The following is a 13,495-nucleotide window of genomic DNA, read 5'->3' as shown; positions in this document are numbered from 1 at the left end:
CTTTCGCATCTGGCGCCGGGATGCACGCGAACGGTGCCCTCGTCGCCCTTCAACAGTGCGTGGCCACCCCGGGAGGCAGCCTGGTTCCGGGCGCGTGCTCTGGCCCGAGCCATTCTGGCGGACCCGGAAAGTTTCAGTTTTGCACCATAAAGATTCATCAATGCGTCATTTCGCACTTTCTAGGTGCCGCCTGGCTTGTTAGAGTCACGCGCAAAAAATTGTTCACAAAACTAGAAACCGGTGAGAAAAATGACGCAATCCGTCGACGCTTTCCTCGAGCGCCTGAAGCGGCGCGATCCCGATCAGCCCGAATTCCACCAGGCGGTGGAAGAGGTGCTGCGTTCCCTCTGGCCGTTCCTCGAGGCCAACCCGCACTACCTGGAAGCCGGCATCATCGAACGCATCGTCGAACCCGAGCGGGCGATCCTGTTCCGCGTACCCTGGGTCGACGACCAGGGCCGGGTACGGGTCAACCGTGGCTACCGGGTGCAGATGAGCAGCGCCATCGGCCCCTACAAGGGCGGCCTGCGCTTCCATCCCTCGGTCAACCTCGGGGTGCTGAAGTTCCTCGCCTTCGAGCAGGTCTTCAAGAACTCCCTGACCACTCTGCCCATGGGCGGCGGCAAGGGCGGCTCCGACTTCGATCCGAAGGGCAAGAGCGACGCCGAGGTGATGCGTTTCTGCCAGTCGTTCATGAGCGAGCTGTACCGTCACGTCGGCGCCGACCTGGACGTGCCGGCCGGCGACATCGGCGTCGGCGCGCGTGAGATCGGCTACCTGTTCGGCCAGTACAAGCGCCTGTCCAACCAGTTCACCTCGGTGCTGACCGGCAAGGGCCTGAGCTACGGCGGCAGCCTGATCCGCCCGGAGGCGACCGGCTTCGGCTGCGTCTACTTCGCCCAGGAAATGCTCAAGGACCGTGGCCGCGGCTTCGACGGCCAGCGGGTGGCGATCTCCGGCTCGGGCAACGTCGCCCAGTACGCGGCGCGCAAGGTCATGGAAATGGGCGGCAAGGTGATCTCGCTGTCCGATTCCGAAGGCACCCTGTATGCCGAGGCGGGGCTCTCCGACGAGCAGTGGGAATACCTGATGGAGCTGAAGAACGTGCGCCGCGGGCGCATCCGCGAGATGGCGGAGCAGTTTTCCCTGCAGTTCCTCGAAGGGCGCCGGCCCTGGGGCCTGGCCTGCGATATCGCGCTGCCCTGCGCGACCCAGAACGAACTGGATGCCGAGGATGCGCGGCGCCTGCTGGCCAACGGCTGCGTCTGTGTCGCCGAAGGCGCCAACATGCCCTCGACCCTGGAAGCCGTCGACCTGTTCCTCGAGGCCGGCATCCTCTACGCGCCGGGCAAGGCGTCGAACGCCGGCGGGGTGGCGGTGAGCGGTCTGGAGATGTCGCAGAACGCCATGCGCCTGCGTTGGAGCGAGGGCGAGGTGGATACCAAGCTGCACGGCATCATGCAGTCGATCCACCATGCCTGCCTGCTGTACGGCGAGGAGCAGGGGCGGGTCAACTACGTGAAGGGGGCGAACATCGCCGGCTTCGTCAAGGTCGCCGATGCGATGCTGGCGCAGGGCGTGGTCTGAGGTCGTCCCATAGAGGAAAAAAACGGGGCTCCAGGGGAGCCCCGTTTTTCCTTGTGGCGGTTATTCCGCGGGACGCGGCGTGGTCTCCGTGCTGGCCGGCAGCAGCGGATATTCGACGCGCGGCTGCTTGCCGCTCAGGCTGTGCAGGAAGGCGACGATGTTCTCCACGTCGTCCGGCGCCAACTGCTTGCCGAGCTGGGCGTTGCCCATGATCGCCACCGCGTCCTTGAGTTCCCAGACCTGGCCGCTGTGGAAGTACGGCGCGGTGAGGGCGACGTTGCGCAGGGGCGCGGCGCGGAATACGTACTCGTCGCTCTGGGTCTTGGTCACGGCGAAGCGGCCCTTGTCGCCGCTGGGCAGCACGCTGGCGTCGGGCTTCTTCACCAGGCCGAACGGGAAGTAGGCCTGGCCGCCCAGGTTGATGCCGTTGTGGCAGGCGCTGCAGCCACTGTCCATGAATGCCTTGAGGCCTTTCTTCTGCTGTGCGTCGAGGGCCTTGTCGTCGCCCTTGAGATACAGGTCGAAGGGCGAGTCCGGAGTTACCAGGGTCGCCTCGTAGGCCTCGATGGCCAGCGCCATGTTGTCGAAGCTGACCGGCTTGCCGGCCTTGGGGAAGGCCTTGCGGAAGGCGTCCACGTATTCCGGGATGCTGCCCAGGGTCTGTTCGACCAACTGCGGGGTACTGTGCATCTCGACGCTGTTCTGGATCGGACCCTTGGCCTGCTCCCCCAGGTCCTTGGCGCGGCCATCCCAGAACTGCGCGGCATTGAATACCGCGTTGAAGACCGTCGGCGAATTGCGTGGCCCCTTCTGCCAGCCGTGACCGACCGACGTCGGTACGTTGTCGGCGCCGCCGGTGCCGACGTTGTGGCAGGTGTTGCAGCTGAGCACATGGCTGCGCGACAGGCGCGGGTCGAAGAACAGTTTCTTGCCGAGTTCGCGCTGTTGCTCGCTGATGGGCTGGCCGCGCAGCTCGGTGACCTGCTCGGGGATGGGTTTGAACAGCGCGCTGGCCTGGTCGTGCAGGGCATCGGCCTGGGCGAGGGGCGTGGCGAAGGACAGCAACAGGCTGCCAAGCGGGAGCAGTTGCGAGGACTGCATCTTTTTTTCTCCTTATCAGGCGTTACAACCGGTCCTGTGAGGAGAGGCCAGCGGCGCGCTGCCCGGCTTGACGTGGATCAAGCGCACCGGGATCGGTGCTGCGGATGGTTGTCGCAGTGTGCTTCAGCGCTCGCGCAAGGCCCGGGCCAGCGCGCGGTCGCGGTCGCGCTGCCAATCGTCGTCGCGGTCGTCCCACTGGCGTTCCTCGAAACGCCGCCGCTCCTCGCTCCGCGCCATCGACCGGCATTGCTCGAAGCCGTCGCCCCAGCCGCTGGCGTAGATCGCCTCGCGCAGGTAGCGGGGGACGTCCTTGCGGAATTCGCCGCTGATCGAGCCGGCCGCCTGGCGGCCGCTGCCGCAGCCGTCGTCGAAACCGTCGGCATAGGCGGGCGGGTAGCCCTGGGCGAGCAGGTGCTGGTGGGTGTTTTCGCAGCCGCCGAGCAGGGTGGCGGTGAGCAGGAGCAGGGCGAGGACAAGCACGCCGAGACGCGAAGAAGACATGGCTGGGACTCCTCGACCGCCGGGACGGGACTCCCGGAGGTTCGCGCCGGGCCCGCTGGCAGGTCCGGCGCGAGTCTAGGTCGGCATTGGTGAGGAATTCGTCAAGCCGATGTGATGACGATGCGATGACCGCCGCCGTCCAGTGCCTGGTCGCCGATCCTCACCGGCAGGAAGCGTTCGATAACCCGGCGGTTGCTTTGCAGATGGGCGCTCAGCCGTGGCGTGGTGAAGCTGCCGGCGCCGGCCAGGGCCATGGGCAGCAGCAATTGGTCGGCGAGGTGCTCGTCCGCCGCGCAGCCGCTTTCCATCCAGCCGATGGCTTGCGTCGCGACCTGTTCCGCCACCCGTTCGGCGCTGACGCCGGCCTGGCCGAAGGCGCAGAAGGTCGCGCAGATGTGCTCGCAGTCGATCCGCAGCAGCAGGGCGTTGCCCGGCCCCTGGTCCTCCGCGAGGAACTCCAGCTGGCGTTCTTCGTCGCTCCAACCGAGGCGCTGGCGGACCCTCTCCAGCTCGCGCTCGCCGACGTGCCCGGGAATCCCGGCGAGCAGCGCCCGCGCCTGGCGCCGCAGCGCCGCGCCGGGATGCTCCAGTTGCAGCGGCCGCCAGCGCGCCGGGCGTACCCGCGCCAGCAGCTCGCCACCGCCGGCGGGTACGAAGCCGTGGCGCAGCAGTTCCAGGTCGACTTCCGCGCCCATCCGCCGCAGCAGCGGCAGCCAGCTGTCGCGGAGAAAGTCCGCCGGCGGCGCCAGTGGATTGTGGGTGCCGCCGCTGATCCTCACCCGGCTTTCGCCGTTGGCCGCGAGCAGCGCCGGCAGCAGGGTTTGCAGTACCAGCGAGCAACTGCCGGCGGAGCCGATGGCGAAGGCGTAGTCGCCGGCGCGGATCGCACCGGGCCGGAACGCCAGCTCGCGTGAGCCGAGTTCGGCACCCTCGACCTCGGCCGCGCAGATTTCCGCCGCCGCGCGCACCGCGGTGAGGTGCTGGCGCAGCAGCCCCGGACGGCTGCGCCGGCCACGGATGTTGCGGATGCGCAGCGGCTGGCCGCTGGTCATCGACAGGCTCAGGGCGCTACGCAGGATCTGCCCGCCGCCTTCGCTGCCGTCGAGTTCTATGAGGTCCTTTCTCATGAGGTTTCCCTTGTGTATTGCCATATCTTGTCGTGGAGGTAGCGATCCAGCAGTCGGCTGTCCTGGCGCGCGCCGGTTGGTTGGGCGGCCCCTCGTTCGGCCTGGAGCAACTCCGCCTCGATGAAGCGTTGCAGCGCCAGGCGCGGAGGGCCGTAGGCCGATTCGTCGCGCTGACGCTTGAGGCTCAGCAGGGCATCCAGCTCTTCGCGCAGCGACGGGTCGTCCAGTGTGGCTTCCACTAGCCTCTCGAACGCCACCGGCGGCAAGCCCAGGCCTGCATCCAGCCAACGCACCGCGAACAACGGACGCAGGACGTAGAGGTATTTCTTCAGCCGGACGCTGTCGCCCTTCAGGTAGCCGCGGTAGTTCTTGCGTGCCATCGACAGGTAGTGATGGCGACTGCCTGGTACGGAGTGAAAGGCGCTGCCCAGCCAGAGCAGTTCCTCGCGCACGCCAGGCTCTTCCCGATACACCAGTGGCGAGCCGAGCCACTCCAGCAGGGCCGGGTTGGATTTGCGCATCAGGCGCAACGCCTTGCGCAGCTCCCAGCCGCTGATGTCCAGCTCGTCGCTCAGCGGGCGTTCTATCACGTCGCGAGGTTCCTCGACGCGCTGATACCACTCGGGCTGATGCACATAGACGAAGCGTACGTCGTAGTCGCTGTCCGGCGAAGCGAAGCCCCAGGCCCGGCTACCCGACTCGCAGGCGTAGAGCACGACTACGTCGTGCTCGCGTTCGATCCGTTCCAGCTCATCCAGTACCCGCTCGCGCATGGCGGCGGGGAGCGGATGGCGTTCTTCCCTGTTCATTTCGATTCTTCCCCAGCGGGCGCCACAGGGCGCCCGTCATCCTTTCACGCACACCACCTGACGCAGGGTGTGCAGCACTTCCACCAGATCGCGCTGGGCTTCCATGACCCGGTCGATGTCCTTGTAGGCCATCGGGATCTCGTCGATCACGTCGGCGTCCTTGCGGCATTCGACGTGGGCGGTGGCGCGCGCCTGGTCGGCGACGCTGAAGACCTTCTTCGCCTTGGTCCGGCTCATGGTCCGCCCGGCGCCGTGGCTGCACGAGCAGAACGCTTCCTGGTTGCCGAGGCCGCGGACAATGAAGCTCTTCGCCCCCATCGAGCCGGGAATGATGCCGAGCTGGCCCTTCTGCGCGGACACCGCGCCTTTGCGGGTGACCAGTACCTCCTGGCCGAAGTGGCGCTCCTTCTGCACGTAGTTGTGGTGGCAATCGACCGCCTCCAGGTTGGCTTCGAACGGCTTGCGGATCACCTGGCGCGCCGCCTCGATCACCGCGTGCATCATCAGCGCGCGGTTCTGCCGGGCGAAATCCTGGGCCCAGCCGACCGCTTCCACGTAGTCGTCGAAGTACCGGCTGCCTTCCTCGAAGTAGGCCAGGTCCTTGTCCGGCAGGTTGGCGATGTGCTGGCGCATGTCCGCCTTGGCCAGTTCGATGAACAGGTTGCCGATGGCGTTGCCGACCCCGCGCGAACCGCTGTGCAGCATGAACCAGACGCGGTCGGCCTCGTCCAGGCAGACCTCGATGAAGTGGTTGCCGGTGCCGAGGGTTCCCAGGTGCTGGCGGTTGTTGGTCTTCTCCAGCCTCGGGTGCTTGTCGGTGATCGCCTTGAAGCGACCGGCGAGTGCCCTCCAGGCCTGGTCGGCGGCCTCCGGTACCTCGTGCCAGGCGCCGCGGTCGCGGCGGCCAAAGGTCTTGCCGTGGGGTACCGCCTGCTCGATGGCGCTGCGCAGGCCGTGCAGGTTGTCCGGCAGGTCGGCGGCGACCAGCGAGGTGCGCGCGGCGATCATTCCGCAGCCGATATCCACGCCCACCGCGGCCGGGATGATCGCGCCGAGGGTAGGGATCACGCTACCGATGGTCGAGCCCTTGCCCAGGTGTACGTCAGGCATCACCGCCAGGTGCTTGAAGATGAAGGGCATCTTCGCCGTGTTCAGCAACTGCTGGCGCGCTTCCTCCTCCACCGGGACGCCCTGGGTCCAGAGCTTGATCGGCTTGCCGCCGGCCACTTCGAGGATATTCATGTCTTTCATCGTGCTTTCCTTGTGCTCCGCGCCGTCTTGTCGACGGCGCGGCTATCGTTCGTGATCAGGCCTGCTTCAGCGTGACCAGTCCGTTCAATACCTGGTCCAGGCCACCGAATACCGAAATCCGGTCGATGCGCTCGGCCACCCGCTCCAGGGTTTCCAGTTCCTTCAGACGCAGCGCGGTCGGGTTTTCCTCCATGACCTTCGCGGTATTCAGCAGCGAGCGGGTCGCCGAGGTTTCCTCGCGGCGGCGGATCACATTGGCCTGGGCCGCCTTCTCCGCCTCCACCACCTGCGCCAGCAGGGTCTTCATTTCGCCCGGGAGGATGATGTCGCGCACGCCCAGGCCGCTCACTTCCAGGCCGCTGTCTTCCAGCTTGGCGGCCAGGTGGGCGCTGACCGCTTCGTCGATCGACTGCTTGTTCTCCAGCAGTTCGTCGAGGGTACGGGTGCCCACTGCCGCCCGCAGGCCGAACTGCAGCTCGCGGTACAGGTACTCCAGCGGCTTGCTCAGCCGCGAGAAGGCGGTGAGTACGTCGTTGTAGCGCCAGTTGGCGGCGAGGTTCAGGCGCAGGCTGACCTTGTCGCGGGTGAGGATCTCCTGGCCGCTGACCTCCAGCGCCTGGATACGGGTGTCGACCAGTTCCACGCTGACTTGCCGGTTGTAGCGCCAGAAACCGTATTGTCCGGCTTGCAGCAGGCCGGCAAGGGCGCCGTCGACCTTGAGCACGCCGACCTGGAACGCCGGCACCTGGACCAGCAACACTGCGTCCAGGCCCGCCAGGGCGCGGTCGCGCAGGTTCGGCTGGTGCAACTGGGCGACCAGCGCGGCGGACAATCGATAGTCCTGGGTCAGGTCGATGCGCTCCAGGCGCTGCTCGGTCTGGCCTTTCCAGTACAGTCGGCGGCTGCCCGGTGCGAGCAGCTCCACCAGCACGCCGTCCTCGTAGCGCAGGCCGGCCTCGTTGTCGCCCAGGTCCATCCGGGTGAAATAGCGCTCCACCAGTTGGGGTTCGCTCTGCCGCAGGTAGCCGGCCAGGCGGTGTTCGAACTGCGGGGTGTTCAGGCTGAAGCTTTCCAGGCTCAGGCGGTCGTACGGATCGAAGCGGCGGTAGGTGCCCGGTTCGAGCACGGCGAGGAAGTCGCCTTCGGAGTACAGCAGGCCGCGTTCGTTCTTCTTCACGATAAAGCGCTTCAGCATTTTCATCTCTTCATTCCTTTCATTCTTCCGTGGTGCCGGTGTTGCCGGCCCGTCGAGCGTCGCGGGTGGAGCGCGGAGGAGGTTGGCCTGGCGGACGTCCTGTCCATGCGATCGATTCCCTCGATCCCCGGCCTGCCTTGCCCCGTGCCCGAACCGCGGGCCGGACGGGCCGGCGGCGGCTTCGGCTCCCTTGCGTTCTCCGGCCTTCCTGGCCGCTTGCGCAGTTCGCCTCGGCCACACCGGCGGGTGTTGCCATTGAGTGATTGCCGTTAAGGCAACGTTCGAGCGGGAGTCGAACCCGCGACAGACCATTTCGTGGATGGTTGCTCTACCAGGCTGAGCTATCGAACCGCGAAGCGGCATTGCCGTCATTCGCGAATGACCGTCGTTGTTGCGGGCGGCATGCACGACGCCGACACCAGGGGTGGGCTCGGGCACCGGCGGGACTGGAGTCCCGACCCGTCGGCCTGCATGGGCGATGCGGTCGAGATGGATATAGCGAGCGGCGTGCCAGGTTTTTATCGATGAGACTATTTCTTGATTAACTATTTGATTTTAAAGGTGAATAAATTTTTTATTGCGATTCGTCGGCGAATTCGATGGAGAGATGCCCGACTATTTCTATATAGTTTCATATCGATCTTTATCTTGAAGGATAAGCAGTGATGAAACGCACGGTCGCCATCGGCTTCATCGGCGCCACCCTCGACCGTCTCGGCAAGGGCGCGGCGCGCTGGCAAAAGTGGCGGCCGAGCATCGGCCTGTGCCAGCAGCCGGACCTGCTGATCGACCGCCTCGAACTGATCCACGGCAACGACGCCCGCGACCTCGGCCTGGCCGAGCGGATTCGCGCCGACATCGCCGCGGTGTCGCCGCATACCGAGGTCCGCCTGCAGCAGATGGAACTGCGCAACCCCTGGGACTTCGAGGAGGTCTATGGCGCCCTGCACGATTTCGTCAGCGCCTACCCCTTCGACACCGAGCGCGAGGACTACCTGGTGCATATCACCACCGGGACCCATGTCGCGCAGATCTGCTGGTTCCTCCTTACCGAGGCGCGCTACCTGCCGGCCCGGCTGGTGCAGACCTCGCCGTCGCGGCGCAAGGACGAGGCGCGCCATCCCGAGGGCTCGGCGACGCTGATCGACCTCGACCTGTCCCGCTACGACCGCATCGCCTCGCGGTTCCGCCGCGAACAGGAGGAAAGCCTGGCTTTTCTCAAGTCGGGAATCGCCACGCGCAATGCCGCTTTCAACCGCTCCATCGAGCAGATCGAGCGGGTCGCCGTGCGTTCGCGGGCACCCATGCTGCTGGTGGGGCCGACCGGTGCCGGCAAATCGTTCCTCGCCCGGCGCATCTATGAACTCAAGCGCAGCCGGCACCAGCTCGACGGGCGTTTCGTCGAGGTCAACTGCGCCACCTTGCGCGGCGACGGCGCGATGTCGGCACTGTTCGGCCACGTCAAGGGCGCCTTCACCGGCGCGCAGAATGCGCGCGAAGGCCTGCTGCGCGCAGCCGACGGTGGCATGCTGTTCCTCGACGAGATCGGCGAGCTGGGTGCCGACGAACAGGCGATGCTGCTCAAGGCGATCGAAGAGAAGCGCTTCTTCCCGCTGGGTTCGGACCGTGAGGTGGAGAGCGACTTCCAGCTTATCGCCGGGACCCACCGCGACTTGCGCGGACGAGTGGCCGAAGGCCTGTTCCGCGAGGACCTGTTCGCCCGCATCAACCTGTGGACCTTCGAGCTGCCGGGCCTGGCTGGACGCCGCGAGGACATCGAGCCGAACATCGACTTCGAACTGGAGCGGCACGCCCGCGAGCAAGGGCGGCAGGTGCGTTTCAACCTGGAGGCCAAGCGTCGCTACCTGGCCTTCGCCGGTTCCAGCGAAGCGCGCTGGGCCGGCAACTTCCGCGAGCTGTCGGCTTCCATCACACGGATGGCGACCCTGGCCGACAGCGGGCGGATCGACGAGGCGCTGGTCGAGGAGGAGATCCTTCGCCTGCGCCAGGCCTGGGGGCTCGATGCGGGCCGGGAGCCACTGGCTGATCTGCTGGGGCAGCGGGTGGAGGCCCTGGATCTGTTCGACCGCCTGCAACTGCAGTCGGTGCTGGAGGTGTGCCGCGGGGCTAAGACCCTTTCCGAGGCGGGACGCCGGCTGTTCGCCGTTTCGCGCCAGGACAAGCGCAACCCCAACGACGCCGACCGGCTGCGCAAGTACCTGGCGCGTTTCGGCCTGGACTGGGCGCAGATACGCGCCTGAGCACCACTTCGGGATATCCTTGGCGTCTTTTCACGGGCTCCAGGGACGAATGCCGATGAGCGAGATAATGGACGTCGAGCGGCTGCGCCAGCGCTGCGCGGCCGGCGAAAGCTTCAAGTACCTGTATTTCTGGGGACATCGTCCGGCGACGGATGACAAGGTCGGCAAGAGCTGTTTCAGCCAGTGGTACGAGGCTTCGTTCAAGCTCGACGGGGTGCGCTACGCCAGCGCCGAGCATTACATGATGGCGGCCAAGGCACGCTTGTTCGACGACTCCAGGCTGCTCGAGCGCATCCTGGCGGCGCGCAGCCCAGGCGAGGCGAAGGCCCTCGGCCGCGAAGTCGCCGGCTTCGACGAGGCACGCTGGAACGCCGAGCGGGTGGGAATCGTGATCGAAGGCAACCTCGGCAAGTTCGGCCAGAACGCTTCGCTGAAGAAATACCTTCTGGGCACCGCCGACCGGGTGCTGGTCGAGGCCAGCCCGGTGGACGCGATCTGGGGCATCGGCCTGGCCGCGAGCGATCCCCTGGCAGCCGAGCCGGCGACCTGGCAAGGCCTCAACCTGCTCGGCTTCGCCCTGATGGAGGTGCGCCGGAGGCTGGCTCAGTAGTAGTACCAGCGCAGCTCCAGCTTGACCTCGTTGATCGGCTTGCCGACATGGCTGAACTCGCGTTCGGCGCTCAGGCGCAGGCCGAGGTCGCGGCCCAGCTCCACCTGCTGGACGAAGCCCAGGCTGCGGCGCACTTCGCCGTTGTGGAAGTAGTCGCCCTTGGCCTCCAGGGTCAGGTTGCCCAACGGGTTGCGCCACAGCAAGCCGCTGTCGAAGCCCACCGCCGGGGCGATGGCGGCGGCGAAGTCCCTGTTGTTCTCGATCCGCGCGGTGCCCATGGCGTAGAGCAGCAGGTCGTCGCCGAACATCCAGCTGCCGCCGGCGCCGCCGTTGAGGTGGCTGACCAGATTTTCGTCGCCGTCCTCGCCCGGCACCCGCTCCAGGCCGCCGGCGACCTGCCAGGACAGCGGCTTGAGCAACTGGTTGCGCGGGGTCAGCGAGCGGATGGTGACCAGGTCGAGATTCTGCAACTGCCAGCGGTTGCCTTCGTACTGGCGCAGCTTGAGCTGGCCGATCTCGATCTGCGCGCCGAGGGGGAAGCCATAGGCGTTATCGGCGAGGTCATGGTAGGCCATGCGCAGGCCGTACTCGGCGAAGGCGCGGTCATCGCGGCTGCCGACGCCGAACTGCCAGGTCCGTGACTCGTGGCCGTCTTCCGGCTGGCCGGGGCGCTCGACCTGGAGGTCCGGCGGCGGGTTGCGGTTGATCGCACGCAACAGGTTGTAGCTGCGCGAGGCGATGCCGCTGTCACGCGCCTGACCGGTGGCGCGGTAGCGCACCAGACGGAAGGCGGCGTCCTGGATCAGCGCCTGGCGCGGCATCGGCAGGGCCTTGAAGTCGGGAGCGTCGAGCAGGCTGTCGTCGTCCGCCAGGCGCTTGGCCCAGTCGCGCTCGGCATGGTCGAGCGGTTCGGCGCGGGCGAGCAGTTCCTTCTCGCGCGACGGCCGGTAGTCGATGCGCTCGATCAGCCCGGCGTTCTTCACCGCGCGCACGGTGTCGGTGGGGATCGCGGTAAGCGGGAACTGCTCAGTCAGCTCGATGCCCGGGCGGGCGATCTCCATCAGTTCGAGCAGGCGGGAACGAACAGTTCTCGTCGAAGAAGTAGTAGTCGAAGCGGACCTGCTTGAGTTCCCAGACGTGTTCGACCATTCGCCCGGTCTCCTCGGGCGTGAGGTTCAGCTTGTATTCCCAGAGATCGCGGTTCTCCAGGCGACTGTATTCGGCCAGCTTCTCCCGGTACGGGACCAGCGCGAACAGGCCGGGATAGCCGCCCATCAGGCCTTTCCAGGCATAGAGGATGCTGTTGTCCATGCCTTCGATGTAGGCGCCGAAGTTCAGCGCGTAGCTGAGCAGGGCAGTGTTGTTGCTGGTGACGTCGGCCTGGTCGATGCGCAGCAGGGTGTGGCCGAACATCGACGACGGGCTGTTCAGGTAGGCCGCGGGGAACACCAGCACCGCGCTGTGCGGGTTGATGTCGCGGTACCAGTTGTCGTATTCGCCGCACTGCGGCTGCGGGAGGTCGTCGAGTTGCAGTTGCTGGCGCAGCCAGCGGGTGCGCGCCGGGTAGACGCACTGGGCATGCTTGTCGCCAAGGCTGGGCGAGGCATAGAGCGCCTTTAGCGTGGCCGCCAGTTCGGCGTCCGGGTGGCTCTCGCCGTTGTCGGCGAGGAAGAACCGCTCGTCGTCGACGTAGCTGCGCCAACCGCCGAGCTTGCCGCGTTCGTAGTGGCCGAGGGCGATCCAGTAGGGATCGGCGGCCAGTTGCTGGAGGCGGGCCTCGGGAACCGTGGGCGCAGCCAGAAGGGGGGAGCAGGCGCACAGCGCCATCCAGGGCAACAGGCGTTTCGGCATCGGCAAGGCTTAATGCTTGGGGAAAGGGGCCTGCCCGCGAACGGGCAGGCGGCGAGGCTCAGGCCTGCTCGGCGTACTTGGCCAGGCGGGCGTCCTGTTTCAGGATCGCCTGGGTGTTGGCATAGACGTCGGCGGCGGTGGCGTCGGACTTGTTGAAGATCTCGGAGAAATGCTCGTGGGTGACGGCGGCGAAGTGCTCGCGGTCCTGCGGTTGCACGCCCAGCACCACGGCATAGGTGGTCAGCGCTTCGCCATTGCCCTTGGCCATGTCTTCGGACAGCTCGTCCATCATGCTGCCGAGCACCAGCAGGGGCTTGCCGCCATAGGACAGCGCGCCGTTGGTATGGCAGCCGTTGGTGCCGGTGGTCATGCCGAAGGTGTTGTTGCCGGAAGTGCCGTTGGTGGTCGCCGCGACCACGTGGGTGGCCACGCCGCGCTGGCCTTTGAAGAGCATGTTGCCCCAGCCGCAGCCGGCGCCGCCGGGAGCGTCGGCGAAAGCGTTGAAGGAGGCGGCGGCGAACAGGGTACCGAGCAGAATCCGTTTCATCGTTTGTTCTCTCTTGAGGTGGATCGGAGCCATCTGGAGCGGGCCAGCGACGCCGTGAGCTTTTCGGAATGCCACCGGGGTGTCAAGGCACCGAATGGGTGGCAGCGCGCAATGCCGGGCGAAAATTGACCGGCGTCAGCGGCAATCCGCTTGGAACCGTCCAGACTTGGGAAAGTTCTGGTCGGTCTGAGCGAAACCGGCCTTGGTCAGCCGTTCCTCATGCAGGAGGTGGATATGAGCGCTTTCGACCCCGCTACCGCCCTGGAAACCCTGGCGACCGAGTACGCGGCACGCGCCGCGGCGATCCGCCGGGACCTGGCGCGCAGCCATTCGCCGGACTTCGCCGAGCAGGCGGTGCAGCGCCAGAACGACGAAGTGCTCGAAGGCCTGCTCGCCGAGGCGGAGGCGGGGATGCGCCAGGTCGGCCTGGCCCGCCTGCGCCTGGCGGAAGGTCGCTACGGCCAGTGCGAGCGCTGTGGCGAGGCCATCGAACCGGCGCGCCTGGCCGCCCTGCCTGCGGCGGAATACTGCCTGCGCTGCGCCGACCTGGTATATCGGTGAGATAGCGCCATCCGCGCCTTGTCAGTGGCGCGAGGCTGGGGGGAGAATGCGGGCGACGACACCCCGCGGCGATCTGCCGCCCGATGCAAGGATT

11 protein-coding genes, 1 tRNA gene and 1 pseudogene are annotated in these 13,495 nt (G+C 66.6%); 4 read left to right on the top strand and 9 right to left on the bottom strand.

Going from position 1 to position 13,495, the window contains the following annotated elements; translation table 11 throughout:
* Positions 1-249 precede the first annotated feature (249 nt).
* Positions 250-1,587, top strand: coding sequence for an NADP-specific glutamate dehydrogenase (gdhA, locus tag VQ065_RS26205; protein WP_003094817.1), 1,338 nt, complete (start codon positions 250-252; stop codon positions 1,585-1,587).
* A gap of 60 nt (positions 1,588-1,647) precedes the next feature.
* Here the strand turns inward: gdhA and ccpA are convergent, their stop codons facing one another.
* From ccpA to VQ065_RS26170, 7 genes are all read right to left on the bottom strand, one after another.
* On the bottom strand, positions 1,648-2,688 hold the full coding sequence (ccpA, locus tag VQ065_RS26200; RefSeq protein WP_003094815.1) for a cytochrome-c peroxidase CcpA: 1,041 nt from the start codon (positions 2,686-2,688) through the stop codon (positions 1,648-1,650).
* A gap of 123 nt (positions 2,689-2,811) precedes the next feature.
* The gene (locus VQ065_RS26195) at positions 2,812-3,189 is read right to left on the bottom strand and encodes a hypothetical protein (protein ID WP_003094811.1); all 378 of its coding nucleotides are present in this window, start codon (positions 3,187-3,189) and stop codon (positions 2,812-2,814) included.
* 101 nt (positions 3,190-3,290) lie between these two features.
* A complete protein-coding gene (rtcA, locus tag VQ065_RS26190) occupies positions 3,291-4,316 on the bottom strand; it encodes an RNA 3'-terminal phosphate cyclase (RefSeq protein WP_014603560.1) in 1,026 nt (341 codons plus the stop codon).
* Entirely contained in the window at positions 4,313-5,125 is an 813-nt protein-coding gene (locus tag VQ065_RS26185) for a nucleotidyltransferase domain-containing protein (RefSeq protein WP_003094799.1), read from the bottom strand. The genes rtcA and VQ065_RS26185 overlap by 4 nt, the downstream gene beginning before the upstream one ends.
* Before the next feature lie 36 nt (positions 5,126-5,161).
* Positions 5,162-6,376, bottom strand: a complete 1,215-nt coding sequence (locus VQ065_RS26180) for an RtcB family protein (RefSeq protein WP_003094797.1) — start codon at positions 6,374-6,376, stop codon at positions 5,162-5,164.
* Positions 6,377-6,431: 55 nt separating this feature from the next.
* The gene (locus VQ065_RS26175; RefSeq protein WP_003094795.1) at positions 6,432-7,577 is read right to left on the bottom strand and encodes a slipin family protein; all 1,146 of its coding nucleotides are present in this window, start codon (positions 7,575-7,577) and stop codon (positions 6,432-6,434) included.
* 271 nt (positions 7,578-7,848) lie between these two features.
* Positions 7,849-7,922 (bottom strand) — tRNA-Arg (locus tag VQ065_RS26170).
* 314 nt (positions 7,923-8,236) lie between these two features.
* Here VQ065_RS26170 and rtcR point away from each other — a divergent pair.
* Positions 8,237-9,832 (top strand): RNA repair transcriptional activator RtcR, encoded by a 1,596-nt coding sequence (gene rtcR, locus VQ065_RS26165; protein ID WP_003094789.1) that lies wholly within the window; start codon positions 8,237-8,239, stop codon positions 9,830-9,832.
* Positions 9,833-9,887: 55 nt separating this feature from the next.
* On the top strand, positions 9,888-10,442 hold the full coding sequence (locus VQ065_RS26160; protein ID WP_003134970.1) for an NADAR family protein: 555 nt from the start codon (positions 9,888-9,890) through the stop codon (positions 10,440-10,442).
* Here VQ065_RS26160 and VQ065_RS26155 read toward each other — a convergent pair.
* Positions 10,436-12,293 (bottom strand): annotated as a pseudogene (locus VQ065_RS26155) (Lnb N-terminal periplasmic domain-containing protein). The gene VQ065_RS26160 and the pseudogene VQ065_RS26155 sit on opposite strands and share 7 nt — an antisense overlap.
* Before the next feature lie 58 nt (positions 12,294-12,351).
* A complete protein-coding gene (locus VQ065_RS26150; protein WP_003094783.1) occupies positions 12,352-12,840 on the bottom strand; it encodes a DUF3015 domain-containing protein in 489 nt (162 codons plus the stop codon).
* A 234-nt stretch (positions 12,841-13,074) separates the two neighbouring features.
* On the opposite strand from VQ065_RS26150, the gene VQ065_RS26145 reads away from it, so the two are divergent.
* Entirely contained in the window at positions 13,075-13,401 is a 327-nt protein-coding gene (locus VQ065_RS26145; protein ID WP_003094779.1) for a TraR/DksA family transcriptional regulator, read from the top strand.
* Positions 13,402-13,495: the final 94 nt, after the last annotated feature.

This window comes from Pseudomonas sp. KBN10P06128, from assembly GCF_037574945.1.
In the GTDB taxonomy this organism is placed as follows: domain Bacteria; phylum Pseudomonadota; class Gammaproteobacteria; order Pseudomonadales; family Pseudomonadaceae; genus Pseudomonas; species Pseudomonas aeruginosa.
Note: the sequence above shows the minus strand (reverse complement) of the source record. Positions and strands in the feature narration are given on the sequence as shown.